The organism is Variovorax sp. CCNWLW225, from assembly GCF_037204045.1.
GTDB lineage: Bacteria > Pseudomonadota > Gammaproteobacteria > Burkholderiales > Burkholderiaceae_C > Variovorax.
This window is the reverse complement of the sequence record NZ_JBBCBV010000003.1, coordinates 56217-81342: the sequence shown is the minus strand read 5'-3', so window position 1 is coordinate 81342 and position 25126 is coordinate 56217. Positions and strand designations below refer to the sequence as shown.

The window sequence follows — 25126 nt, the reverse complement described above, 5'->3', positions numbered from 1 at the left end:
CTATAAGGTAGGGAGCCGCCAGCCTGCAAGCGGCAGGGTCAATCGGCCTTGATGTTCGCCGCCTTGATGATCCGCGCGTTGCTCTCGAACTCCGAGGCGATCTCCTTCGCAAAGGCGGCCGGGGCGCCGCCGGTGGGCACGTTGTCGGTGGCCGTGAGCTTGGCGCGCAGCTCGGGGCTGGCCAGTGCCTTGTTGATCTCGGCGTTGTATTTCGCAATCAAAGCGGGCGGCGTTGCGGCGGGCGCGAACACGCCGAACAGGGAGTTGATGTTTGCGGCGTTGTAGCCCAGTTCGCCCAGCGTGGGCACCTGCGGCTGGCTCTCGAGTCGCGCGGGTGCGCCCACCGCCAGCGGACGCAGCTTGCCCGACTGGATGTGCGACGAAAGCGTGGGGCTCGCGTTGGTCGAAAGAATTTCGAACTGCCCGCCCAGCGCATCGTTGAGCTGCTGGCCGCCGCCCTTGTAGGGCACGTGCGTGATGTCCACGCCCGCGGTTGCCCTCACCTGCTCCAGCACGATGTGGCCGAGCGACGCCGGGCCCGAAGTGGCCCAGCGCACGGCGCCCGGCTGTGCCTTGGCATCGGCGATGAGCGCACGGAAATCCTTCGACTTGCTGGCGGGCGTGGCAATCAGCAGCACCGGCGAATACATGACGCTCGAAACGGGCGCGATGTCTTTCAGTGGATCGAACGGCAGCTTGCCCAGGTGCGGGCTCAGCACCAGCGGGCTGATGGCCGAGAAGCCGAGCGTGGCGCCGTCGGGCGCGGCCTTGGCCACGGCGTCCATGCCGATGGCACCGCTGGCGCCGGCGCGGTTTTCCACCACCACCGTGGTGCCCAGTTGGGCAGCAAGCTTGTCGCCGAGCGCGCGCGCCACCACGTCGCTGACGCCGCCCGCGGGGTACGCCACGATGAGGCGGATGGTCTTGGGAACGGTTTGGGCCTGCGCGCCCGCGGCGGCTGCGCAACAAAGCGCCAAGGTGGCAAATAGCCGCGACGGCTTGAACGAAAAATGCATATCGGGTCCGGAAAAAGTCATGGCTGACGGTCTGAAGAGACCGCCGATTCTGAATCAATGCGCAGCAGCGTGAGCGCGTTGCCCACGGCCTCGCCGCCTGCCGTGTTGTCGAAAATGCACCAGCATGCCGCGCCGTCTTCACGCGCCTGCCTCAGCCGCTTTGCAAGCCGCACAAGGAGCGCGTTGTCGTAAGCCGACCAATACCGCCGTGGCGAGCCGTGCAGCCGCAGGTACGCCAGCGCCGGCCACCCGCCCGGAGCCGCCGCCTCGTCGAACAGGACCGGATCGGCCAGCACACGGCCCACCTGGAACTGCGACAGCAACGCGTCCACCTGCGGCGTGAACCAGCTGCGATGCCGCGGCTCGAGCGCAACCGCGCCCCGGTGCCGCCGCCGCAGCGCCGAAAGAAAACGCTTCACCGCGCCGGCATCGAAAGGCAGGCTGGGCGGAAGCTGCACGACGAGGCAGCCGAGCTTGGCACCCAATCCACCGGCCTGTTCGAGAAAAGCATCGAACTCCGGCATGGCATCGAGCAGCCGTTTCTCGTGCGTGATGGATTGCGGCAGCTTGACCGCAAAGCGAAAGCCCTCGGGAGTGCTCGCGGCCCAGCGCTCGTAGGTTTCGCGCCGGTGCGGCCGGTAGAACGAGGTGTCGATTTCCACCGCATCGAAGCGTTGGGCATAGCGCTCCAGGTGCGAGCCGGCGGCTGGAAACTCCGGCCACAACGCACGCGGCAGGCTCCAGCCGGCGCAACCGATGTGCAGTGGCGGCAGCGGCATTGCGCGGTCCATTCGCCCGGCCCTCAGCCCCGCGGATGATGCTGGGAATGCAGCTGCTTGAGCCGCTCGCGCGCCACGTGCGTGTAGATGGTCGTCGTCGAAATATCGGCATGGCCCAGCAGCAGCTGCACCGCGCGCAGGTCGGCGCCATGGTTCAGCAGGTGGGTGGCAAACGCATGGCGCAAGGTGTGCGGCGACAGCGGCACGTGAATGCCCGCGGCCGCGGCCTGCTTCTTCACGATGACCCAGAACATCACGCGCGTCATGCCCGCGCCGCGCGAGGTCACGAACAGGTCGGGCGTCTGCTGCCCATCGAGGATGACGGGCCGCGACTCCTCCAGGTAGCGCTCGATCCAGCGCCGCGCCTCGCCGCCGAACGGCACCAGGCGTTCCTTGTTGCCCTTGCCCAGCACGCGCAGCACGCCGTCGTTCAGGCTCATGTCGATGGCCTTGAGCGAAACGAGTTCGCTCACGCGCAGCCCGCTCGCATACATCAGCTCGAGCATGGCGCGGTCGCGCAACCCGAGCGGTGTTTCCACATCGGGCGCGGCCAGCAGGTCGTCCACCTGCTTTTCCGACAGGGTCTTGATGGCACGTGGCATCTGCCGTGCCGGCGCGAGCCGCAGGCTGGGGTCGGCCGAAATGCGCCGCTCGCGCAATGCCCAGCGGTAATAGCGCTTGAACACGGTCAGCCGCCGGTTGGCCGACGTGGCCTTGCCCTTGGTGGAAAGACGCACGCCCATGTAGGCCTGCAGGTCGTTTTCCTTCGCGGTGTCGAGCGCCGCGCCGCTGCGCTCCTTGCGAAGCCACTGCGCGAACAATGCCAGGTCGCGGCGATAGGCGGCGAGCGTGTTCTTCGACAGCCCGTCCTCCAGCCAGAGGGCATCGATGAAGTCGTCGATTTCAGGGGTTTGTACGGCGGCCGCCTCGGTCATGCTCGCAAGATATCAAAAAGAAGATCTGCCAAAGAAAAAGGCCGCCCGTGGCGCGGGCGGCCTGTTCGCAAGAAGCAGGATCAGTCGAGCTTCAGCTTCTGCTTGGCGACCACCTGCTTGTAGACGTCGTATTCGGCCTTGATCTGCGCGGCAAACTGCTCAGGCGTGTTGGCCACGATCAGCGAGCCGGTGTCTTCGATGCGCTTCTTCACGGCCGGGTCTTCCACCGACTTCTTCACGCCGGCGTTGATCTTGTCGACCACTTCCTTCGGCAGGCCCTTGGGGCCGAGGATGCCGTAGTAGGCCATGCGATTGACCGGCTCGAGCCCCACTTCCTTGAAGGTCGGCACGTTGGGCAGCGCGGCAAGGCGCTGCGGCGCCGACACCACGATGGGGATCAGGCGGCCGCTCTGGATGAAGGGCATGGCCGACGGAATGTTGTCGAACATGATCGGCACCTGGCCCGCCACCACGTCGTTGAGCGCAGGGCCCGCGCCGCGGTAGGGAATGTGCGTGACGAAGGTGTTGGTAAGGCTCTTGTAGAGCTCCATCAGCAGGTGGCCGATGCCGCCCGTGCCCGACGAGGCGTACGAATACTTGCCGGGGTTCTTCTTGAGCTCGGCCACGAACTCGGCGTAGTTCTTGGCCGGGAAGCTCGGGTTCACCGCAATGATGTTCGGCGTGGCCGCAATGTTGATGATCGGCGTGAAATCGTTGACCGGGTCGTACGGCACCTTGGGGTTGATGGCCGGGTTGGCCGCCGTGCTCGAGACCGTGGCAACGCCGAGCTTGTAGCCGTCGGGCGTGGCGCGCGCCGTTTCGGCCGCGCCCACAATGCCGCCGCCACCGGCGCGGTTGATCACCACCACCGGCTGGCCCAGCACCTTGCCCAGGGGGTCGGAAATCACGCGCGCCACGATGTCCGTGGTGCCGCCCGGTGCAAAGGGCACGCTCAGTTCGACCGGCTTGTTCGGATAGCCCTGCGCGAAGCTCTGGCCCGCGGCCGCGACCAGCGCGGCGGCACCCACCATGGCGCCCCATTGACGACGTTGCATCTATAACTCCTTGATTGACTGATGTCGAAAAAGCAAAGCCCCGGATGCTAGCCGCTTCGCGCCTGGGCGGTGCTGTGGATTACCCATGGCCGCCGACGGTTTATGCTCGAAGCGGTGAACTTCGCCCAGCTGCTCTTTCCGGATTTTTCGCTCATTGCCATCGGTTGGCTGCTCTGCCGCTACACCGCGCTCGACCGCCGCGTGTGGGACCAGGTCGAGAGCCTGGTGTACTACTTTCTTTTCCCGGTGCTGCTGTTCCATTCGATCGTGCGCAGCCCGCTCGATTTTGGCGCCACCTCGAGCCTGCTCACGGCGGGCGTCGGCGTGGGGCTCAGCGGCATTGCGCTGGCCTATGCCCTGCCCTACGTGCCGGGCCTGCGCTCGCACATCGACCGGCGCGACCATGCGGCGAGCGCGCAGATCGCGTTCCGCTTCAACTCCTTCATCTGCCTTGCGCTTGCCGAACGGCTGGCCGGGCCGCAGGGCCTGTTGCTGATTGCGGTGCTGATCGGCGTGTGCGTGCCGATGTTCAACATTGCGGCGGTGTGGCCCATGGCGCGGCATGCGCAGAGCGGCTTTGCGCGGCAGCTGGTGCGCAACCCGCTGATCGTCGCCACGCTGGCGGGCCTGCTGGCCAACCTGCTGGGCTTCACCGTTCCGAACTGGGCCACGCCGACGCTCACGCGAATCGGCGCCGCCTCACTCGCGCTCGGCCTGCTGGCTGCGGGCGCGGGCATGCAGTTCGCCACGCTGGGGCGCGGCAAGGTGCTGGCGGTTTCGGTGTTGTCGATCCGGCACCTGTTGCTGCCGCTGGTTGCCTGGGGCCTGTCTCGTGCGCTGGGGCTCGATGCAACCCAGGCTTCCGTGCTGATGGCATTCTCCGCGGTGCCTACGGCCTCGAGCGCCTATGTGCTCGCGGCGCGCATGGGCTACAACGGACCGTATGTGGCTGGACTCGTGACCCTGTCCACGCTGCTGGGCGTGGTGAGCCTGCCGTTCGCGCTGGCCTTGCCGCGCTAGGGCTGCTCGGCGTTCGGGCGCTGCGCCAGCGCCCACGCCACGTGCTCCCGCACCAGCTCGCTCGCATCCGATACCCGCGTGGCCAAGGCTTCCGCGGCGCCGCTCTCCCCCGCGCGCAGTGCGTTGCCCAGCGCCACGGCGATGTTGCGCAGCCAGCGCTCATGCCCGATGCGCCGGATGGGGCTGCCTTCGGTGAAGCGCAAGAAATCTGCCTCCGTCCAGGCGAAAAGCGAAGCCAGCGCCTGGCCCGTGAGCCCTTCGCGTGCGTCGAAATCGGGCAGCGCGCTCTTCTTCGCAAACTTGTTCCAGGGGCAGATCAGCTGGCAATCGTCGCAGCCGTAGATGCGGTTGGCCATCAGCGGCCGAAGCTCCAGCGGAATCGGCCCGCTGTGCTCGATGGTGAGGTACGAAATGCAGCGCCGTGCGTCGAGCCGGTGCGGCGCGATGATGGCCTTTGTCGGGCACACGTCGATGCAGGCGCTGCAGCTGCCGCAATGCGCGGTGACCGGCTCGCTCTCGGGCAGCGCCATGTCGACATAGATCTCGCCAAGAAAAAACATCGAGCCCGCGCTGCGGTCCAGCACCAGCGTGTGCTTGCCGCGCCAGCCCTGGCCGCTGCGCGATGCCAGCTCGGCTTCGAGCACGGGCGCCGAATCGGTGAAGGCACGGTGGCCGAAGGGGCCTACCTCCTCGGCGATGCGTTCAGCCAACTTTGCCAGCCGCGCACGCAGCACCTTGTGATAGTCGCGGCCGCGCGCATAGACGGAGACGATGGCTTCGCCGGGACGCGTGAGACGATCGAATTCAACGGTCTGCCAATTGTCCAGGCGCGTGTCCCGCGGCAGGTAGTCCATGCGCGCGGTGATCACGCTCACCGTGCCCGGCACCAGTTCGGCGGGCCGCGCGCGGCGCGTGCCGTGCGTTGCCATGTATTTCATCTCGCCATGGAACCCATGGGCCAGCCATTGCATCAGACCTTCCTCGGCGCTCGATAAATCGACGCCCGCGATTCCGATTTGGGAGAATCCGAGTTCCCGGGCCAATGCCTGAATACGAGCAACGAGTGGATGGCTGACGATCACTTGCCGATTGTAGAAACGCCGAAGAACGCCGGCCGCACACTACGCTGGCGCAGCGAGGAGGACACCGACGCCTTTGCGCGCGCGCTTGCGGCTGCACCCGCGTTGCGCGATGCCTTCATTGCGCTGCACGGCGACCTCGGCGCCGGCAAGACCACCTTCGTGCGCCACTTGCTGCGCGCGCTCGGCATCCAGGGCCGCATCAAGAGCCCGACCTATGCCGTGGTGGAGCCGCACGAGGCACCCGACGGCCTAGCCATCTTCCATTTCGATTTCTATCGATTCAACGATCCGCGCGAGTGGGACGACGCCGGCTTCCGTGACATTTTTGCCGGACCGGGGCTCAAGCTCGCAGAATGGCCAGAAAACGCTGCGGGCCGCACACCAATTGCGGACCTCGCTATTAAAATAGAAGCAATGACAGACGACACACGCAGCGTGACCCTTCTTGCGAACACTCCCCGCGGCAGCGACCTGCTGACGCACATCGCCGCATGAAGGCGGGCGGCCTCAAGCGGCGTGTGCTGCTGCAGGGCGGCAGCATTGCGCTGATGCTCGGCGTGCACCAGATTGCGCGCGGCGCCACCATCCTTGCCGTGCGCGTGTGGCCCGCGGCCGACTACACGCGCGTCACCATCGAGTCCGATGCGCGGCTGCATTCGCAGCAGCTGGTGGTCGGCAGTCCGCCGCGGCTGGCGGTGGACATCGAAGGCATCGACCTCAACCCCGAGCTGCGCGAACTGGTCGGCAAGATCAAGCCCGGCGACCCGTACATCAACGGTCTGCGCGTGGGCCAGAACGCGCCGAAGGTCGTGCGCATCGTGTTCGACCTGAAGCAGGCCGTGGTGCCGCAGGTCTTCTCGCTTGCGCCCATTGCGGCGTACAAGCACCGGCTGGTGCTCGACCTCTACCCGGAAAAAGCCATCGACCCGATGGAAGCGCTGATCACCGAGCGCCTGCGCGAGGCACCGCGCAGCAATGGGAGCAGCAGCAACGACACCGCCGTGGCCACCGCGCCCTCGGTGCCGCCGCCCGCAGCACCTTCTTCGCGCCTGGCACCCGACGGCGGCCCGCCGATCCTCGTGCGGCCCTCGCCCAACGTGCCCGCGCCGCGCCCCACGCCCGGCAGCATCGCACCTCCCGCACCACCCGCCCGGCCGCCCGCCGTGGCCATGCCGCCGTCCGCGCCGGCGCCCGATCCGCTGGGCGAGCTGATGGCGCAGCAGGCCACGCGGCCTGGCCCCGCCGCGCCGCCGGCGCCTGTCGTACCTCCCGCAGCACCGCCCGCGGCACCTTCCGTGGCGGCGGCGCCGCCTCCCGCGCCCGGCCCGGCCTCGCGCAGCGGCGCCACCGCAAGCCGCACCGACCGCATCATCATCGTGGCGCTCGACCCCGGCCACGGCGGCGAAGACCCCGGCGCCATCGGCCCGAACGGCACGCGCGAGAAAGACATCGTGCTGCAAATCGCGCATCGCCTGCGCGACCGCATCAATTCCAGCAGCGTCGGCGGCAATCCGATGCGCGCATTTCTCACGCGCGACGCCGACTTCTTCGTGCCGCTTGGCGTGCGCGTGCAAAAAGCGCGGCGCGTGCAGGCCGACCTTTTCGTGAGCATCCACGCCGATGCGTTCACCACGCCCGCCGCGCGCGGCGCGAGCGTTTTTGCGCTGAGCCAGAGCGGCGCCTCGAGCAGCGCCGCGCGCTGGCTCGCCAACAAGGAAAACGAAGCCGACAAGGTCGGCGGCGTGAACGTGGGCAACCACGAAGCGCAGGTGCAGCGCGCGCTGCTCGACATGAGCACCACGGCGCAGATCAACGACAGCCTCAAGCTCGGCGGTGCCATGCTCGGCGAAATTCGCGGCATTGGCGCGCGGCTGCACAAGCCGCAGGTCGAGCAGGCGGGTTTTGCCGTGCTCAAGGCCCCCGATATTCCGAGCGTGCTGGTCGAGACCGCGTTCATCAGCAACCCCGAGGAAGAAGCCAACCTGCGCAGCGTGAGCTACCAGGAAAGCCTTGCCGATGCGCTGATGCGCGGCATCCAGCGCTACTTTGCGCAGAACCCGCCGCTCGCGCGCAGCCGTCAGCTTTAAACCCTTGCGCGCCGCCCTGCTGTCCCACGCGGGGCGGCCCGTGGCACCGCACAGTCAGGCGCGGCAGGCTCCTACACGGGAGCCGGGCCGCTTTTGCCCATCATGAGGCATCACTTTAGAAAGGTGGACATCATGAAAGCACGCATCTGGATTACCGCTGCAGCAGCGACTTCGGTCATGGCGCTCGCAGGTTGCGCTTCCGGTCCCAACCAGAACCTGGGCACGGGCGTTGGCGCACTCGGCGGCGCAGCGGTCGGCCACGCCATCGGTGGCAACACGGCCAGTACCCTGGGCGGTGCAGCCGTGGGCGGCGTGATCGGCAACCAAGTGGGCCGCAGTGTCGACGAACGCAACCAGCGCAACTACTACGAGAGCCAGCGCGCCTACCCGCCGGGCACCTACTACCCGCGCAACGGCCCGACCTACTGACCCTCTGGCAACCCATGTTGAAGCGCGCCATCACTGGCGCGCTTTTTTCATGGGCGCGGTGTTCAGGCCTTCGAAGGCAATTGCTCACGCGCCTTCTCTGCGCGCGACGCGCGCCATGCGCCGAAGATTGCAAGCAACCCGGGCACGATGATCAGCGCCCAGATGATCTTGTCGAGATGCTCGCGAACGAAAGGCAGGTTGCCGAAGAAGTAACCCGCCGTTGCAATGCCAAGCACCCAGAGCAGCGCGCCGCCCACATTGAACATCGTGAACTTGGCCCGGTTCATTTCGGCCACCCCGGCCACGAAGGGCGCGAAGGTGCGAATGAACGGCATGAAGCGCGCAAGCACGATCGTGATGCCGCCGTAGCGCTCGTAGAACGCATGCGCCTGGTCGAAGGCCTTGCGGTTGAAGAAGCGCGAGTTCTCCCACTTGAACACCTTGGGCCCGAAGTAGCGGCCGATGCTGTAGTTGCACTGGTCGCCCAGAATGGCCGCGACGATGAGCACCGCGCACGCGATCGGATAGCTCATGAGCCCCACGCCGCACAGCGCCCCCACGATGAAGAGCAGCGAGTCCCCGGGCAGGAACGGCATCACCACCGCGCCTGTCTCCACGAACACGATCAGGAAGAGCAGCGCATAGACCCAGGGGCCATAAGCGACGACGAAGGCCTCGAGGTGTTTGTCGACGTGCAGGATGAAGTCGACGAGAAAGCTGATGATTTCCATGGTGGCGGATTATCCGTGCTGCACGCCGACCGATGTCCCGTGACGGATTCGGACACGCTCCATGACAGGTCGATACATCGCGGCAGGGCTTCTAGAATGCTCGCGTGAGCGCCCTTCCCTCCTCCATACCCGCCCTCGAACGCCGGCCGATCCGCGAACTCCCCGACGAGCTGATCAGCCAGATTGCCGCCGGCGAAGTGGTCGAGCGGCCGGCCTCGGTGGTGCGCGAGTTGCTCGACAACGCACTCGATGCCGGCGCAAGCCAGGTCACGGTGCGGCTGGCTTCGGGCGGCGTGCGGCTGATTTCGGTCGAAGACGACGGCCTGGGCATTCCGCGCGAAGAGCTCACGGTGGCTTTGCGCCGCCACGCCACCAGCAAGATCGCGAGCCTGAACGACCTGGAAACGGTCGGCACCATGGGCTTTCGCGGCGAGGCGCTCGCGGCAATCAACGCGATTGCCGAGCTCAGCATTCTTTCGCGCTTTACCGGCGCCGACAGCGCCTTTGCGCTCGACGGGCGCACCGGCGAACTGCGCCCGGTGGCACGCGCCGTCGGCACCACGGTGGAAGTGCGCGAACTGTTCTTTGCAACGCCGGCGCGCCGCAAGTTCCTGAAGACCGACGCCACCGAGCTGGCCCACTGCATCGAGGCCGTGCGCCGGCATGCGCTGGCACGGCCCGAGGTTGGCTTTTCGGTCTGGCACGACGGCAAGCTGATGGAGCAATGGCGCGCCGCCGACAAGCGCGAGCAGCGGCTGGCCGATGCGCTGAGCGACGACTTCGTGGCGCAGAGCGTGGCGGTCGATCACATCGGCGGCGCGGTGCGCGTGGTCGGCCGGGCGGGCATTCCCGATGCGGCGCGGTCGCGCGGCGACCAGCAGTTCTTCTACGTCAACGGCCGCTTCGTGCGCGACAAGGTGCTTTCGCACGCGGTGCGCAGCGCCTACGAAGACGTGCTGCACGGCCAGCGCCAGCCCGTGTATGCGCTCTACCTCGAAATCGATCCGTCACGAGTCGATGTGAACGTGCACCCGACCAAGATCGAGGTGCGTTTTCGCGACGGACGCGAGGTGCACCAAGCGGTGCGTCACGCCATCGAGAACGCCTTGGCCGCGCCGCGTGCGGGCGATGCAGTCGTGCCGGCAGCGGCGCAGCAGCCTTTCTTCAAGCCCAATGTGCCTGCCTCGGGAGCCACCTGGGCGCAGCCGGCCATCAACTTTGTGGCGGCAGAACGCGGCGTGGGCGATTTCGACGCCATGTGGCCGCGGCGGGCCGATGAATCGGTAATGGAGCGCTCCGGCGCCGAAACCTCCCACTGGCCCGTGATCGGCACCCCGCCCATGTCGTTCCGGGCGCCTGTCGGCTTGGCGGCGAGCCCCGCCCCCGCCGAGCCGCTGGCCACCAACGAAGAGGCGTGGCCGCTCGGCCGCGCCGTGGCCCAGCTGCACGGCATCTACATCCTGGCCGAAAACAGCCAGGGCCTGATCGTGGTCGACATGCACGCGGCGCACGAGCGCATCGTGTACGAGCGCCTTAAGACGCAGCTCGACGGCGCCGCCATCACCAGCCAGCCGCTGCTGATTCCGGCCACTTTTGCGGCCACCCCGCAAGAAGTTGCCACGGCCGAGGCCTGCGCCGCGGTGCTGCCCACGCTGGGCCTCGAAATCACGCCGTTTTCGCCGCGCACCCTTGCGGTGCGCGCAGTGCCGGGCACGCTGGCCGACGGCGACCCGGTGGAGCTCGCCCGCAGCGTGCTGGCCGAACTGGCGCAGCACGACGCCAGCACTGTGGTGCAGCGGGCACAGAACGAGCTGCTTTCAACCATGGCCTGCCACGGCGCCGTGCGGGCCAACCGCAAGCTCACCATCGACGAAATGAACGCTTTATTACGCCAGATGGAGGCAACCGAGCGTTCCGACCAGTGCAACCATGGCCGCCCGACGTGGCGGCAGCTGTCGATTCGCGAGTTGGACGCGCTTTTTATGCGCGGCAGGTAGCAAATCCGGGCGTTTTGAGGGTTTTTACGGAGTTTTTGGAAGTCATCCGTGAAGCGGGCACGGGCGTTGCATGTGTAGAACAAAGTGCCACCTGAGGCACTACGAGGAGGTTCTGGAACGCAGTGTCGGCGCGTTTCAGTCGAAAGCGTATGAACTTTCTGCCGGCTTCGCTGTCCCTCTAGCCCATGAAACGCTGGTCTCTGCTTGCCTCCGTTATTTCGCTGTGCGCCCTTCTGGCCGCCGGCTGCTCCACATTCGACGAACAGCAGCGCGAATGGATTTTTCAGCCCAGCGACCGCAGCTGGGGCAACACCGCCACCATGACCGAGGGCATGCAGGACGTCTGGATCGACTTCCAGTCGTCCATCACCGGCGAATCCGCGCGCCTGCACGGCCTGTGGCTCGGCGGCGAACCCGAGACGACCGACCGGCCCGTGATGCTGTACCTGCATGGCGCCCGCTACAACGTGGCCGGCTCGGCCCCGCGCATCCAGCGCATGCACGAACTGGGCTTTTCGGTGCTGGCCATCGACTACCGGGGTTTCGGCAAGAGCTCCAAGGGCCTGCCCTCGGAAGAATCCGCGCGTGAAGACGCCCGCGCCGCCTGGATGTGGCTGGCCGCGCGCCACCCGCGCCAGCACCGCTACATCTTCGGCCACTCGCTGGGCGGTGCCATCGGCATCGACCTGGCGGCCAACGTCAAGGACGAGAGCGGCACCATCGTCGAAAGCACCTTCACCTCCATTGCGGACGTGGTGAGCGGCTTCAAGTGGGGCTGGCTGCCGTTCGGTCCGCTCATCACGCAGCGTTTCGAGGCCATCAACCGGGTCAAGGACATCGGCGCGCCGCTCCTGGTGGTGCATGGCACCGCCGACAGCCTGATCAACCCCACGCTGGGCCGCAAGCTCTACGACGCGGCCACGGTGCCCAAGCTCTTTGTGCTGGTCGAGGGCGGGTCGCACCACAACACCAATTCGGTCGGCGAAGCGCAGTACCGTTCGGCGCTCTCGCAGCTGTTCCGCATGAAGCCCGAGACCACCCTTGCTTCCCGGCAGGCGGAGGGCGCGCCCGTCGTGCGCGGCGCGCAGCCGGTGCCTGTGCTGCCGGCGGCGCCTCGCCCGGATTCGGCCGTGCTGCCGCAAGAAGCGCGCGGCAAGGCCACGGCGAGCGCGCAGGCCATCTGAGCGAAAGTCCCGGCTTCGGTTTTGTTGTTACCCTCGGGCGCTTATGCCGCCCTCCGTTGCCGCTTCCGGCCTTCCTGAAAAACTGAAATACATCGCGCTCGCGGGACCGACGGCCTCCGGCAAGACTGCCGTGGCGCTCGCGGTGGCGCAACTGCGGCCTGTCGAAATCGTCAGCGTCGATTCCGCGCTGATCTACCGCGGCATGGACATCGGCACGGCCAAGCCGAGCAAGGCCGAACAAGCCAGCGTGCCGCACCACCTCATCGATATCCGCGACCCGGCCGAAAGCTACAGCGCGGCGGCTTTCGTGGCCGACGCGACGCGGCTCATCGAAGAGATCCGCGGACGCGGCGCGCTGCCGCTCCTGGTGGGCGGCACCATGCTGTACTTCAAGGCCTTGTTCGACGGCATCGACGCCATGCCCGCCGCAGACCCTGCAGCGCGGTCGCGCATCGACGCCGAAGCCGCGGCGCTCGGCTGGCCCGCCATGCACGCGCGGCTCGCCCAGGTCGATCCCGTCACGGCTGCGCGCCTAGCGCCGCAAGACAGCCAGCGCATCCAGCGCGCGCTCGAAGTGTGGGAAAGCAGCGGGCAGCCGTTGTCCAGTTTTCACGCGGGTGAAAACAAGGCCGCAAAAGGGCTGGCGGGCGGCGCACTCTTCTCGCTCGAACCCGCCGACCGCGCCTGGCTGCATGCGCGCATTGCCGATCGCTTCGACGCCATGCTCGCCGCCGGCTTTCTCGACGAGGTCGAGGCGCTGCGCGCGCGCGGCGATTTGTCAACCGAGCTTCCTTCGATGCGCTGCGTGGGCTACCGGCAAGCGTGGGAAATGCTCGACGCCTGCGGCAACGAGAGACCGGGCCCCAAGGCCATGGCCGAGCTGCGCGAGCGCGGCGTTGCCGCCACGCGCCAGTTGGCCAAGCGGCAGATCACCTGGCTGCGCAGCATGCCTGAGCGCACCGTCATTGCCTGCGACGCACCCGACGCAGTGCGCACCGCCGTTCAACGCATTGCAACCGCCGCATGACACTGTGCATTTCCAACCTTGCCAAGCACTACGGCGACGTGCCCGTCTTCGAGAACGTGACGCTCACTGTCGAGCCCGGCGAGTTCGTCGCCATCGTGGGCGAATCGGGCGTGGGCAAGTCGACGCTGCTCAACTGCATGGCCGGGCTCGACAGCTGGGACGCGGGCACCGTCACGCAGGGCGGCACCGACATCGGCGCGCTCGACGGCGAGGCCTGCGCGCTCTGGCGCCGCCGCCATGTGGGCTTCGTGTTCCAGGCCTTCCACGTGCTGCCGCACCTGGACGTGGCGCAGAACGTGTCGCTGCCGCTGATGCTGCTCGGCCAGCAGCGCGATGAAGGCCGTGTCGCGCACATGCTCGATGCGGTGGGCCTGCCCGGCATGGGCGCGCGGCTGCCGCAAACGCTTTCAGGCGGGCAGCTGCAGCGCGTGGCCATTGCGCGCGCACTGGTGCACCGCCCCGCCCTGCTGCTGGCCGACGAGCCCACGGGCAATCTCGATCCGACCACCGCGGCCAAGGTGATGGAGCTGCTCATCGTCCAGACGCGTGAACACGGCGCCTCGCTGGTGCTGGTCACGCACTCCGAAAGCGCCGCGGCCCGCGCAGACCGGCTGCTGCACCTGACCGCCGAAGGAATCCGCGCCTGAGCGAGCGAGCTAGGCGAGCAAGGCCGCGTAGCGCGACAGGTCGACGTTGCCGCCGCTGATCACGATGCCGACGCGCTGCCCCGCGATGGCCTCGCGCGCCGCAATGGCGCCCGCAAACGCAAGGCAACCCGTCGGCTCCACCACCATCTTCATGCGCTCCGCAAAGAAGCGCATCGCTTCGACGAGCTGGTCGTCCGTCACGGTGAAGATATCGTCCACGTCGCGCTTGATGATGCCGAACGTGTATTCGCCCAGGTGCTGCGTCTGCGCGCCGTCGGCGATGGTCTTGGGCGTTTCGATGTGCACGATCTTTCCCGCGCGGAACGACTGCTGGCCGTCATTGCCCGCCTCGGGCTCGACACCGTAGACCTTGCAATCGGGTGACAGCGCGCGCGCCGACAACGCCGAGCCCGACAACAACCCGCCGCCGCCCAGGCACACGAACAAGTGGTCGAGCGGACCGGTTTCTTCGATCAACTCCTTCACCGCCGTGCCCTGCCCGGTGAGCACGTCGGGATGGTCGTAGGGCGGAATCATCGTCATGCCGCGTTCCTGCGCGAGCCGCCTGGTCAGCGCCTCGCGGTCTTCGGTGAAACGGTCGTACATCACCACCTCGGCGCCATAGCCCTTCGTGGCCGCCACCTTGGCGGTGGGCGCGTCCTTGGGCATGACGATGACCGCGGGCATCGACAGCAGCCGCGCCGACAGCGCGATGGCCTGCGCGTGGTTGCCCGACGAGAACGCGATGACGCCGCCCTTGCGCTGCGTAGCGTCGAATTTCGCGAGCGCATTGAAGGCGCCGCGAAACTTGAACGCGCCCATGCGCTGGAAGTTCTCGCACTTGAAGAAGAACCGGGCACCCCAGCGCTCGTCGGCAGTGGTCGAGCGCAGCACGGGCGTGCGGTGGGCGTGGCCTTGGAGCCGCGCGGCCGCGGCAATGACGTCGTCGTAGGTGGGTAGTTGCATGCGCCGAGCTTAGCGGCGCCTTACGTTTTCTTGCAGGGCCGATGGGTAAAAACCCGGGATACGCCGAGCCCGCATCTTTGTATTCTGTATACAGAGTTCAGAGAAAGCCAGCCATGCCAGCCCACCTCGTCAGCATCGAAGCCACGCCCGACCTCGTCGACCAGGTCTACCGCGCCCTGCTCGGCGCCATCAGCAGCGGCTCGCTCGCGCCCGGTGAACGCATCACGCAGGAAGACATCGCGCAGCGCCTCTCGGTGTCGCGCCAGCCGGTGCTGCAGGCGCTGCGTTTGCTCAAGAAAGACGGCTTCGTGCTCGATGCGCCGGGCCGCGGCGTGCTGGTGGCGCCGCTCGATGCCGAGTGGATGCGCAAGGTCTACCAGGTGCGCGGCGCGCTCGACGTGCTGGCCGCGCGGCTGGCGGCAGGCCAGCGTTTTTGCATCGACCCCAAGCTGATGGAGCGTGGCCGCCGCGCGGCGCGAGGGCGCAATGTCGAAGCCATGATCGACGCCGACATGGCTTTTCATGAAGCCATCTACGAGGCGTCCGGCAATCCGCTCATCGGCCAGAGCGCCGGCCAGCATTGGCGCCACCTGCGCCGCGCAATGGGCGCCGTGCTGCAGGCCGAGCCGCAGCGCGAATCGCTGTGGGACGAGCACCAAGACATTGCCGACGCCATTGCCGCAGGCAACGAGCAACGTGCCGCGAAACTGAGCGAAGAACATGTTGCGCAGGCGAGCGAAGCGTTGAGCCGGCGGCTCGCGCAGCAGCTGGCGCGCACCGCATCGATCACCCATCACACCCCCCACCGCAAAGGAGACAAGGCATGAAGTTGAGCCCCGACCAGCGCGCGCAATTCGAGCGCGACGGCTACCTGTTCTTCCCCGGCCATTTTTCACCAGAAGAGACGAAGGTGCTGACCGATGCGGTGCCCGAGCTCTACGGCCGGCGCGAGGCCTTCAACGTGCGCGAGAAGGGCTCTGACGCGGTGCGCACCAACTTTGCCGCGCACCTGATCAGCGAACCCTTCGCGCGGCTGGCGCGCCATCCGCGCATGGTGGAGCCGGTGATGGATCTGTTCGAAGAACAGGTCTACATGCACCAGTTCAAGATCAACGGCAAGATGGCTTTCGAGGGCGACGTGTGGCAATGGCACCAGGATTACGGCACCTGGCTCAACGACGACCTGATGCCCACCGAGCGCGCGATGAACGTCGCCATTTTTTTGGACGATGTGAACGAGCACAACGGCCCGCTGATGTTCATTCCGGGCAGCCACCGCAAGGGCGTGGTCGATGCGAAGCACGACCTCACGACCACCAGCTACCCGCTCTGGACGGTCGACAACGACCTGATCCGCCAGCTGGTGGACCGTGCCGGCGGCAAGCAGGGCGGCATCGTTTCGCCCAAGGGGCCCGCCGGTTCGATGATCCTGTTCCACAGCTGCCTCGTGCATGCATCGGGCAGCAACCTCTCGCCTTTCAACCGCGTGGCGGTGTACCTGAGCCTGTGCGCCGTCAGCAACCATATCCGGCGCCACAAGCGGCCCGGGTACATCGCGCACCGGGACTTCACGCCCATCGAGATGCTGCCCGACGATTGCCTGCTGAAGCCCTACCCGGTCGAGGTGCCGTGGAAGAACGGCCTGCCCGAAAGCGCGCTGCAGACCTCGCTCGAAACCCTCGACACCGTGGAGGCCTGATCTCATGAGCCTCTACACCCGCCTGCAGCAGCGCGCCGCCGAAGGCCGCCCCGTCCGCATCGGCCTGATCGGCGCCGGCAAGTTCGGCTCGATGTATCTTGCGCAGATTCCGCGCACGCCCGGGGTGCAGCTGGTGGCCATTGCCGACCTCTCGCCCGCCGCCGCACGCGTCAACCTCGAACGCGTCGGCTGGCAGGCCGAGCGCACCGCCGCGGGCTCGGTACAGCAAGCGCTGAAGACCGGAAGCACCTGGATCACAGACGACTGGCAGGCCGTGACGCGCGAGCCTTCCATCGACATCGTGGTCGAATGCACCGGCAATCCGGTCGCGGCGGTCGATCATTGCCTGGATGCCTTTGCGCATGGCAAGCACGTGGTGAACGTGACGGTTGAAGCCGACGCCTTCTGCGGCCCGCTGCTCGCGCGCAAGGCGCAGCAGGCGGGTGTGATCTATTCGCTGGCCTTCGGCGACCAGCCCGCGCTCATCTGCGACCTGGTCGACTGGGCGCGCACCTGCGGCTTTCCGGTGGTGGCCGCCGGTCGCGGCCACAAGTGGCTGCCGCACTTCACCGAATCGACGCCGGAAACGGTGTGGGGCAACTACGGTCTCACGCCCGAACAGGCGCTGCGCGGCGGGCTCAACCCGAAAATGTTCAACAGTTTTCTCGACGGCTCCAAGCCTTCGATAGAAAGCTCGGCCGTCGCCAACGCCACCGGCCTCACCGTGCCTTCGGACGGCCTGCTCTACCCGCCCGCGAGCGTGGAAGACATTCCCTTCGTCACGCGCCCACAAAGCGAGGGCGGCGTGCTGGAGCGCAAGGGCATGGTCGAAGTGATTTCATCGCTCGAAGCCAATGGCCGGAAGATTCCCTACGACATCCGCATGGGCGTGTGGGTCACGGTCGAGGCCGAGACCGACTACATCAAGAACTGCTTCGAGGAATACAACGCCCACACCGACCCGAGCGGCCGCTACTTCACGCTCTACAAGCGCTGGCATCTCATCGGCCTGGAAGTCGGCATGTCGGTGGCCAGCGTGGCCTTGCGCGGCGAGCCCACCGGCGTGGCCACCTGCTGGAACGCCGACGTGGTTGCCACCGCCAAGCGCGATCTCGCACCCGGCGAAATGCTCGACGGCGAAGGCGGCTACACCGTCTGGGGCAAGCTGCTGCCAGCCGAGCGCTCCATGCGGCTGGGCGGCCTGCCGCTCGGGCTGGCGCACAACGTCAAGCTGGTGCGCGCGGTGAAGAAAGGCCAGAGCCTGTGCTGGGTCGACGTGGCCATGGACACATCGACCCACGCCTACCAACTGCGCGCCGAGCTGGAGGCCATGTTTGCGCCCACCGCACAAGCTAGGGCTGCCTAGCCGGTCTGCGGACTTCATCGGCGCGCGGCCCTTGGCTTTTGCCATTGCGCCGGCGCATTTTTAGGGAAAGAATTAATCGTTCGGCATGCCATACGCATGTCGAAATGACGGGCTGCGAGCCGTCATTGTGGTGAGCAATCTTGCTCGGCGAGCTTGTCCTCGACGGAGAACACCATGCAATTCAGCTTCTGTGCAACTGGAACTCCGGGCGCACCGTGAACGAACCGGCGGCTCCCCGAGCCGCCGAGCGGGCGGCGCGTGAATCGTATGGGCGGCTGCTCGCGATTCTTTCAGCGCGCACGCACGACATTGCCGCATCGGAAAACGCACTCGCCCAAGCCTTTGCAAGGGCTCTCGAACGCTGGCCCGTCGACGGCATTCCCGAGCAGCCGGACGCCTGGCTGCTGAGCGTGGCGCGGCACCGCAAGCTCGACGCCTGGCGCCACAGCCGCATCCAGGATGCGGCCACCCAAGCCCTGTTGCTGCTGGCCGGCGAGGTCGATGTGGGCACGGTCGACGGCGCTGCGGTGCCGGACGAGCGCTTGCGGCTGCTCTTCGTTTGCGCGCATCCGGCCATCGACGCCGCCGCCCGCGCGCCGCTCATGCTCCAGGTTGTGCTCGGGCTCGATGCCGCCCGCATGGCGGGGGCGTTCCTCACCTCGCCTTCCACGCTCGGCCAGCGGCTGGTACGGGCCAAGGCGCGCATCCGCAGCGCCGGCGTTTCTTTCGAATATCCCGAAGTACGCGAACTCCCGCAGCGCTTGCAGGACGTGCTCCAAGGCATCCATGCCGCCTACGGCAACGGCTGGGACGACGTGGATGGCGCGGACATCCGGCCCCGCGGCCTTGCCGCCGAAGCCATCGAGCTCGGCCGCATCCTGTGCGCACTGATGCCGAACGAGCCCGAGCCACTGGGCCTGCTCGCGCTGATGCTGTTCTGCCAGAGCCGGGCCGGGGCACGGCTCAACGACGCCGGAGCCTATGTGCCGCTCGACCAGCAGGACATGGCGCGCTGGGACCCGGACCTGCTCGCTCAGGCCGAGCAGTATCTGCGGCAGGCAACGAGCATGAACAGCCCCGGCGCATGCCAGTTGGAGGCCGCCATCCAGTCGGCCCATTGCGAACGCCGGGTCGGCGCGCCGGTGGCGCCCGAAACGATGGTTGCGCTGTACGACAACCTGCTGGCGCTGCGCCCCAGCCTCGGCGCCCAGGTGAGCCGCGCCTGCGCCCTCGCGAAAGCGCGCGGGCATGATGTCGGCCTGCAGGCGCTCGATGCCATTGCGGCCGGCGGGGTGGCGAACTACCAACCCTTCTGGGCGGCACGTGGGCATCTGCTCGCGGCCGGCGGCGCACGTGCAGCCGCGCGCCAGGCTTTCGATCGCGCGATCGGCCTGAGCGCGAGCGCGGCCGTGCGCGCATATCTCAACGGGATGTCGGAGCGGCTCTGAACGAGCCGTCATTTCGCGTTGAAGGTCCGCGGAAACAGTGCCGCCTGCGAACGGTCGCGCAGCCGGTAGCTCATGGCCGGCCGGCCGAGACTGCCGGTGAGCATGCCCGCCTCTTCCATGAACCCGCCATCAAGCATGCGCTTGCGAAAGGCGCTCTTGTCCACGCCCCGGCCGAGCACCACCTCATAGGTGTGCTGCAGCGCCGGCAGCGTGAACGGCTCTTCGAGCAGGAAGGCCGGCAGCGACGTGTACTCGACCTTGCTGCGCAGCCGCGCGATGGCGGCGTCAAGCAGTTCGCCGTGGTCGAAAGCCAGCCGCTTGCGCGATGCGGCCTCCACTTCGAACCATGCCACGTCCGCGGCGTTGGCGCCGCTGCGCAGTTGCATCGCCTGCACCGGAATCAGCGCATAGAAACAGTGCGTAGCCGACCACCCGCGGGGATCGCGCCCTGCGCCGCCCCAACTGCCGAGCTGTTCGAGATAGGGCGCCACTACGCCGGTCTTCTCGCGCAGCTTGCGCAGCGCGCAGTCGAGCAGGCTCGCATCGTCGTCGACATTCACGAAGCCGCCAGGCAGCGCCCACTTTCCCGGAAACGGCTCGGCCGTGTTGACGGGCCGACGCACTAGCAAGACCTGCAGCGCATCGTCAAGCACGGTGAACATCACCACGTCGACCGTGACCAACGGACGGGGAAAGTCCAGCGAGGGAAAGTTCGGCTTGGCTGTATTCACAACGGTGGCTTGACTCCGAATTTATTAGTTGTATTATACAACCCTTAATTAGTTGCACAAAGCAACAAATAAAGTTCAAGAACAACTACAACCAGAGGACCAAGAACAATGAACAACACCACCCCACCCTTGCCCACCGAGCGGCACGTGGTCCAGCGCGAGCGCTGGCCGCAGAACGGCAGGCACATCCTGGCGCATTGCGATGCGCAGTCAGTCATCGTCTACCAGGCCTACCGCCCTGCCATCGGTGAGTACGCGATCCGGCACGGCCGCCTGGACGGACCGGACTTCAGTCTTTCGCGCATGAGCTGGATCAAGCCCAACTTCCTCTGGATGATGTATCGCTCCGGCTGGGGCACCAAGGAAGGCCAGCAAGTCACGCTCGGCCTGCGGCTGCGCCGCGCATTCTTCGAGCGGGTGGTGCGGGAGGCCGTGCCTTCGACCTTCGACTCCGCGCACTACCCGAGCCGCGAGGCGTGGCAGGCGGCGGTCGAGCGATCCGAGGTGCGCCTGCAATGGGACCCTGACCATGCGCCGAGCGGCAACAAGCTGGAACGCCGTGCGATCCAGCTCGGCCTGCGCGGCCGTACGCTTGCGGCGTTCGCAAAAGAAGAGCTGCTCGAAGTGATCGACATGCGCGCCTTTGTGGAGGCACAGCGCCCGATGGCGCAAGACGACAACTCCGAACTGCAATTGCCAGTGGAGCATCCGCTCGACATCGAGCCATGAGGAAAAGAAAATGACAACAAATCCATCCATGACGCCGCGTAGCGCTAAGGACCTGCCAGCGTACTTCGCGCACGGCTATCGCCCGGAGTACCTGCTGTTCTGGGGCCACCAGGCGCCGAAGAGCGGCGTGAACAGAAGCTGCTTCAGCCAGTGGTTCGAGGCTGGGTTCACGGTCGACGGCGTGAGGTATCGCACGGCGGAGCATTTCATGATGGCCGGCAAGGCACGCCTGTTCGGCGACACCGCAACCTGTGAACAAATCGTCGCGGCGCGCACACCTGGCGAAGCCAAGAAGCTTGGCCGCGAGATCCACAACTTCGACGAAGCGGCTTGGGTCGAAGCACGTTTCGATATCGTCACGCGCGGCAATGTCGAGAAGTTCTCGCAGAACGCCGCGCTCGGCGCCTTCCTGCTGGGCACCGGCCATCAGGTGCTGGTGGAAGCCAGTCCGGTCGACGCCATTTGGGGCATCGGTCGCGCCGCCACCGATCCCGCGGCCCAAAACCCTCCCGAATGGCGCGGCCTCAACCTGCTGGGCTTCGCACTCATGGCGGCGCGCGATGTTCTGAGGACCATACGGTGAGCGCCGCACGCTACCAGGGCTGCCTGCTCGGCTTGGCCTGCGGCGATGCCGTGGGCACCAGTGTCGAGTTCAGCCCACGCGGCAGCTTCGCGCCGGTGACCGGCATGCATGGCGGCGGCCCCTTCGATCTGGAGCCCGGTGAATGGACCGACGACACCTCGATGGCGTTGTGCCTCGCAGCCAGCCTGATCTACCGTCGCGGCTTCAATGCCGTCGATCAGATGAACCGCTATTGCAACTGGCGCAACGTAGGCTACATGAGCAGCAACGGGCGGTGCTTCGACATCGGAATTACAGTGTCGAATGCCCTCACCCGCTACCTCGTGTCGGGCGAACCGTTCGCGGGTGACCCCGACCCACGCACAGCCGGCAACGGCGCGTTGATGCGGCTTGCCCCTGTGCCAATGTTCTTCAGGTCGAGCGCCGAGGCCACATGGCAGCAGGCCGGGGAGAGCACACGAACCACGCACGGTGCACTGGAAGCAATCGAATGCTCTCGCCTCTTTGCCTTGCAATTGCGCGCAGCGCTGCTTGGACAAGAGAAGGACCTTATTCTTGCAACCACTCCCTTGGAGCCATTGAGCGCCAAGGTTTCGGCTTTGGCGCGCGGCGAATACGTGGCGAAGTCTCCCGAGCACATAAAGGGGTCGGGCTACTGCATCGAGTCGCTCGAGGCGGCGCTCTGGTGCTTCGCGCACACGAATTCATTCGAGGAAGCCGTGCTCACAGCGGCCAACCTCGGGGATGATGCCGACACGACCGCTGCTATCTGCGGACAACTCGCAGGCGCCTTCTACGGCATCCAAGGCATTCCGATGAACTGGCTTGAACAACTCGCGATGCGCGATGAGATCCGCGAGATGGCACAGCAGCTTTTCGAACTAACGCACTGATCGCAAAGCCTGGCTCTTGTGCGCAGGACGTCGGCGACAAACATCCTCTTTCGGTGCAGAGCGCCGGTGGCGATGGCATTGAATCGACTATTGCGGCAAAGGCCACAATGGCGGCATGCGTGCCTTGCTCACCACCTTCTCTTGGCAGGAACTGCGTCACCACCCCTGGCGCAACGCCGCGGCGGTATTGGCCGTGATGCTGGGCGTGGCGCTGGCGTTCTCGGTGCAACTCATCAACGCCTCGGCCCTCGACGAGTTCTCCAGCGCCGTGAGATCGGTCAACGGCCAGCCGGACCTCGAAGTGCGCGCCGTGCAAGGCAGCTTCGATGAAGCGGTGTTCGGGCGCCTCGCGCAGCATCCGCAGGTAACGCTGGCGAGCCCGGTGCTCGAGTTCCAGGGCCTCGCATCGGCCGGCGAGCGGCAAGTGCCGATGCGCGTGATCGGTGTCGACGCGCTGGCGCTGCCGACCATCGCACCGGCGCTGATGCCGCAGCTCGGCAAGGACGCCGACCGCTTCGCGATGTTGGCGCAGGGCCATGTGTTTCTCAATGCATCGGCGCGCAACGTGCTGGGCCTGGCGACCGAAGCCGTGGAAGGTGATGCCGAAACCGTTCAGTTGCGCAGCAGTGGTTCCTGGCAGCGGCTCGAAGTCGCGGGCCACGTCGCCGCCACCGGCACGGCGCTCGCGGTGATGGATATCGGCGCCGCGCAAGACCTGTTCGACAAGGTCGGCCAGCTCAGCCGCGTCGACTTGAGGCTTGCTCCCGGCACCGACCGAGCGACTTTTATCGCGTCGCTGCAGCGGTCGCCGGGCTGGCCCGCAGCCTTGCAATTTGCCGAACCGGGTGATGCAGCCGAACGCGTAAGCAATCTCTCGCGTGCCTACCGTGTCAACCTGACGGTGCTGGCGCTGGTGGCACTCTTCACCGGCGCTTTTCTGGTGTTCTCGGTGCTGGCGCTCAGCGTGGCCAAGCGCGCGCAGCAATTCGCCCTGCTCGGCGTGCTGGGCCTGACGCCGCGCGAGCGGCTGCGCCTGGTGCTGGCGGAGTCGTTCGTGCTCGGCCTGATAGGAAGCGCCGCCGGGCTGGCGCTGGGCACGGCACTCGCGGCTTTCGCGTTGCGCGTGCTCGGCGGTGACCTGGGCGGAGGCTATTTCCAGGGCGTGGCGCCCACGCTGCACTGGAGCACCGGCTCGGCCTTGCTGTACGGCGGGCTCGGCGTGCTTGCGGCGCTGGTGGGCGGCTGGTGGCCCGCGCGCGCGGCACAGGCGCTGCCCGAGGCGCAAACGCTCAAGGGCCTGGGCGCCGCACCGGTGCAAAGCAGAAGCCATTGGCTGGCGCTCGGCCTCATTGCGGCAAGCGCAGCCCTGGCCAACATGCCCGCTGTGGGCGGCATTCCGGTGGCGGCATATCTTTCGGTGGGTTGTCTGCTGGTGGGCGGCATCACGGCGTTGCCCTGGCTGATTGCGCTGCTGTACGACCGCATTGCACCCGCGTTTGCGCAGCGCGTGCTGCCGATGCTGGCCATCGAGCGTGCAAGGCGCATGCGCGGCACCGCAGCCGTGGCGGTCAGCGGTGTGGTCGCCAGCCTGAGCCTCGCGGTAGCACTCACGGTCATGGTTGCGAGCTTTCGCGATTCGGTCACGCATTGGCTCGACGTGGTGCTGCCAGCCGATCTCTATCTTCGCGCCACGTCGAGCGGCCGCTCCGGCAATTCGGGCACGCAGAGCAGCAGCGACACGGCCACCTTCTCGCCCGCCTTCGTGCAGGCCTTGGCGCAACTGCCCGGCGTGGAACGCACCGGCACGCTGCGAACCCGGTCGCTGCAACTCGACCCCGCGCAGCCTGCCGTCACGCTGATTGCGCGAAGCCTCGAAGACGGCGCGGCGCAGGCGTTGCCGCTGGTGGGCCCCGCGCTACCGGTGCCTGCGGGGCAGATCGGCATCTACGTGAGCGAACCGATGGTGGAGCTGTATGGCGCGAAACCGGGCGCCCTCTTCGCGCCGCTTTCGTCTGCATTGGGCACCGCAGGTTCCGGGCCAGCGGGGTTCTTCGTGGCGGGCGTGTGGCGCGACTACGCGCGGCAGTTCGGCGCCATCACCATGGACGCGCGCGATTTCGAACGCCTTACAGGCGAGCGCGAAGTCAGCGATGTGTCGCTGTGGCTTGCGCCGGGCGCGTCCGAAAGCACCGTGCAGGCCGCGATCCGCGAGCTGGCGGCACGCCGCGGAAGCGCCGGGTCCGATTCGAGCATCGAGATTTCATCGGTCGGGCAGATCCGCGCGACCTCGCTGCGCATCTTCGACCGCAGCTTTGCGGTGACCTACTGGCTTCAGGCCGTGGCGATTGCGATCGGGCTCTTCGGTATTGCGGCGAGCTTCAGCGCGCAGGTGCTGGCAAGACGCAAGGAGTTCGGGCTGCTCGCGCACCTGGGTTTCACGCGGCGGCAGGTGCTGGCCGTGGTGGCGGGTGAAGGTGCCGCATGGACAGCCATCGGTGCCGTGGCGGGGCTCGTGCTCGGGCTGGCGGTTTCAGTGGTACTGGTGAAGGTGGTCAATCCGCAGAGCTTTCACTGGACCATGGATTTGCTGGTGCCTTGGGGGAGGCTGGTGGTGCTGTGCGGCGCGGTGGTGGTGGCCGGCACCGTCACCGCCTGGCTGGCGGGACGGGCCGCGGCGGGCAAGGACGTGGTGCTCGCGGTGAAGGAAGACTGGTAAGGCGTC

24 protein-coding genes are annotated in these 25126 nt (G+C 66.9%); 16 read left to right on the top strand and 8 right to left on the bottom strand.

What is annotated here, in order from left to right; all coding sequences use genetic code 11:
* Positions 1-38: 38 nt before the first annotated feature.
* The 4 genes from V9L20_RS08085 to V9L20_RS08070 all read right to left on the bottom strand — a co-directional run bounded on the left by V9L20_RS08085 (position 39) and on the right by V9L20_RS08070 (position 3785).
* Positions 39-1016, bottom strand: a complete 978-nt coding sequence (locus V9L20_RS08085; protein ID WP_337296423.1) for a Bug family tripartite tricarboxylate transporter substrate binding protein — start codon at positions 1014-1016, stop codon at positions 39-41.
* Between the two features lie 17 nt (positions 1017-1033).
* Positions 1034-1795 carry a DUF72 domain-containing protein gene (locus V9L20_RS08080; RefSeq protein ID WP_337296182.1) on the bottom strand — a complete coding sequence of 254 codons (762 nt, stop codon included), beginning with the start codon at positions 1793-1795 and terminating at the stop codon, positions 1034-1036.
* Positions 1796-1818: 23 nt separating this feature from the next.
* Complete coding sequence (gene xerD / locus V9L20_RS08075) at positions 1819-2730, bottom strand: site-specific tyrosine recombinase XerD (protein WP_258507852.1); 912 nt, start codon at positions 2728-2730, stop codon at positions 1819-1821.
* 80 nt (positions 2731-2810) lie between these two features.
* Positions 2811-3785: a tripartite tricarboxylate transporter substrate binding protein BugE gene (locus V9L20_RS08070; RefSeq protein WP_258507853.1), complete on the bottom strand. Its 975-nt coding sequence runs from the start codon at positions 3783-3785 to the stop codon at positions 2811-2813.
* Positions 3786-3887: 102 nt separating this feature from the next.
* Here V9L20_RS08070 and V9L20_RS08065 point away from each other — a divergent pair, with 102 nt between their 5' ends.
* Entirely contained in the window at positions 3888-4805 is a 918-nt protein-coding gene (locus tag V9L20_RS08065) for an AEC family transporter (protein WP_337296181.1), read from the top strand.
* Here the strand turns inward: V9L20_RS08065 and queG are convergent.
* On the bottom strand, positions 4802-5887 hold the full coding sequence (gene queG, locus V9L20_RS08060) for a tRNA epoxyqueuosine(34) reductase QueG (RefSeq protein ID WP_337296180.1): 1086 nt from the start codon (positions 5885-5887) through the stop codon (positions 4802-4804). The genes V9L20_RS08065 and queG overlap by 4 nt on opposite strands.
* On the opposite strand from queG, the gene tsaE reads away from it, so the two are divergent.
* The 3 genes from tsaE to V9L20_RS08045 all read left to right on the top strand — a co-directional run bounded on the left by tsaE (position 5873) and on the right by V9L20_RS08045 (position 8403).
* Positions 5873-6382 (top strand): tRNA (adenosine(37)-N6)-threonylcarbamoyltransferase complex ATPase subunit type 1 TsaE, encoded by a 510-nt coding sequence (gene tsaE, locus V9L20_RS08055; protein ID WP_337296179.1) that lies wholly within the window; start codon positions 5873-5875, stop codon positions 6380-6382. The two genes, queG and tsaE, sit on opposite strands and share 15 nt — an antisense overlap.
* The gene (locus tag V9L20_RS08050) at positions 6379-7974 is read left to right on the top strand and encodes an N-acetylmuramoyl-L-alanine amidase (protein ID WP_337296178.1); all 1596 of its coding nucleotides are present in this window, start codon (positions 6379-6381) and stop codon (positions 7972-7974) included. Before tsaE ends, V9L20_RS08050 begins: the two co-directional genes overlap by 4 nt.
* 132 nt (positions 7975-8106) lie before the next feature.
* Entirely contained in the window at positions 8107-8403 is a 297-nt protein-coding gene (locus tag V9L20_RS08045) for a glycine zipper domain-containing protein (protein ID WP_126748955.1), read from the top strand.
* A 62-nt stretch (positions 8404-8465) separates the two neighbouring features.
* On the opposite strand, the gene V9L20_RS08040 is transcribed toward V9L20_RS08045, so the two are convergent.
* Positions 8466-9134: a DedA family protein gene (locus V9L20_RS08040; RefSeq protein WP_337296177.1), complete on the bottom strand. Its 669-nt coding sequence runs from the start codon at positions 9132-9134 to the stop codon at positions 8466-8468.
* Between the two features lie 104 nt (positions 9135-9238).
* On the opposite strand from V9L20_RS08040, the gene mutL reads away from it, so the two are divergent.
* The 4 genes from mutL (at position 9239) to V9L20_RS08020 (ending at position 13989) form a co-directional block, all read left to right on the top strand.
* Positions 9239-11131, top strand: coding sequence for a DNA mismatch repair endonuclease MutL (gene mutL / locus V9L20_RS08035; protein ID WP_337296176.1), 1893 nt, complete (start codon positions 9239-9241; stop codon positions 11129-11131).
* 185 nt (positions 11132-11316) lie between these two features.
* Positions 11317-12315 carry an alpha/beta hydrolase gene (locus V9L20_RS08030; RefSeq protein WP_258507877.1) on the top strand — a complete coding sequence of 333 codons (999 nt, stop codon included), beginning with the start codon at positions 11317-11319 and terminating at the stop codon, positions 12313-12315.
* Between the two features lie 43 nt (positions 12316-12358).
* The gene (miaA, locus tag V9L20_RS08025) at positions 12359-13342 is read left to right on the top strand and encodes a tRNA (adenosine(37)-N6)-dimethylallyltransferase MiaA (RefSeq protein WP_337296175.1); all 984 of its coding nucleotides are present in this window, start codon (positions 12359-12361) and stop codon (positions 13340-13342) included.
* Entirely contained in the window at positions 13339-13989 is a 651-nt protein-coding gene (locus V9L20_RS08020) for an ABC transporter ATP-binding protein (protein WP_337296174.1), read from the top strand. The genes miaA and V9L20_RS08020 overlap by 4 nt, the downstream gene beginning before the upstream one ends.
* Positions 13990-13998: 9 nt before the next feature.
* Here the strand turns inward: V9L20_RS08020 and V9L20_RS08015 are convergent, their stop codons facing one another.
* Positions 13999-14955: a threo-3-hydroxy-L-aspartate ammonia-lyase gene (locus V9L20_RS08015; RefSeq protein WP_337296173.1), complete on the bottom strand. Its 957-nt coding sequence runs from the start codon at positions 14953-14955 to the stop codon at positions 13999-14001.
* A gap of 113 nt (positions 14956-15068) precedes the next feature.
* Between V9L20_RS08015 and V9L20_RS08010 the strand changes: the two genes are divergently transcribed.
* The 4 genes from V9L20_RS08010 (at position 15069) to V9L20_RS07995 (ending at position 19468) form a co-directional block, all read left to right on the top strand.
* On the top strand, positions 15069-15782 hold the full coding sequence (locus V9L20_RS08010) for a GntR family transcriptional regulator (RefSeq protein ID WP_337296172.1): 714 nt from the start codon (positions 15069-15071) through the stop codon (positions 15780-15782).
* Positions 15779-16654: a phytanoyl-CoA dioxygenase family protein gene (locus tag V9L20_RS08005; RefSeq protein ID WP_337296171.1), complete on the top strand. Its 876-nt coding sequence runs from the start codon at positions 15779-15781 to the stop codon at positions 16652-16654. Before V9L20_RS08010 ends, V9L20_RS08005 begins: the two co-directional genes overlap by 4 nt.
* Positions 16655-16658: 4 nt before the next feature.
* A complete protein-coding gene (locus tag V9L20_RS08000) occupies positions 16659-18020 on the top strand; it encodes an NAD(P)H-dependent oxidoreductase (RefSeq protein WP_337296170.1) in 1362 nt (453 codons plus the stop codon).
* A gap of 215 nt (positions 18021-18235) precedes the next feature.
* The gene (locus V9L20_RS07995) at positions 18236-19468 is read left to right on the top strand and encodes an RNA polymerase sigma factor (RefSeq protein WP_337296169.1); all 1233 of its coding nucleotides are present in this window, start codon (positions 18236-18238) and stop codon (positions 19466-19468) included.
* Positions 19469-19476: 8 nt separating this feature from the next.
* On the opposite strand, the gene V9L20_RS07990 is transcribed toward V9L20_RS07995, so the two are convergent.
* Positions 19477-20130, bottom strand: a complete 654-nt coding sequence (locus tag V9L20_RS07990) for an NUDIX hydrolase (protein WP_337296422.1) — start codon at positions 20128-20130, stop codon at positions 19477-19479.
* Positions 20131-20307: 177 nt separating this feature from the next.
* On the opposite strand from V9L20_RS07990, the gene V9L20_RS07985 reads away from it, so the two are divergent.
* The 4 genes from V9L20_RS07985 to V9L20_RS07970 all read left to right on the top strand — a co-directional run bounded on the left by V9L20_RS07985 (position 20308) and on the right by V9L20_RS07970 (position 25120).
* Positions 20308-20928: a DUF4291 domain-containing protein gene (locus tag V9L20_RS07985; protein ID WP_337296168.1), complete on the top strand. Its 621-nt coding sequence runs from the start codon at positions 20308-20310 to the stop codon at positions 20926-20928.
* Positions 20929-20938: 10 nt separating this feature from the next.
* A complete protein-coding gene (locus V9L20_RS07980) occupies positions 20939-21511 on the top strand; it encodes an NADAR family protein (RefSeq protein WP_443098556.1) in 573 nt (190 codons plus the stop codon).
* Positions 21508-22404 carry an ADP-ribosylglycohydrolase family protein gene (locus V9L20_RS07975; protein WP_337296166.1) on the top strand — a complete coding sequence of 299 codons (897 nt, stop codon included), beginning with the start codon at positions 21508-21510 and terminating at the stop codon, positions 22402-22404. The genes V9L20_RS07980 and V9L20_RS07975 overlap by 4 nt, the downstream gene beginning before the upstream one ends.
* A 115-nt stretch (positions 22405-22519) precedes the next feature.
* Positions 22520-25120: an FtsX-like permease family protein gene (locus V9L20_RS07970; RefSeq protein ID WP_337296165.1), complete on the top strand. Its 2601-nt coding sequence runs from the start codon at positions 22520-22522 to the stop codon at positions 25118-25120.
* Positions 25121-25126: the final 6 nt, after the last annotated feature.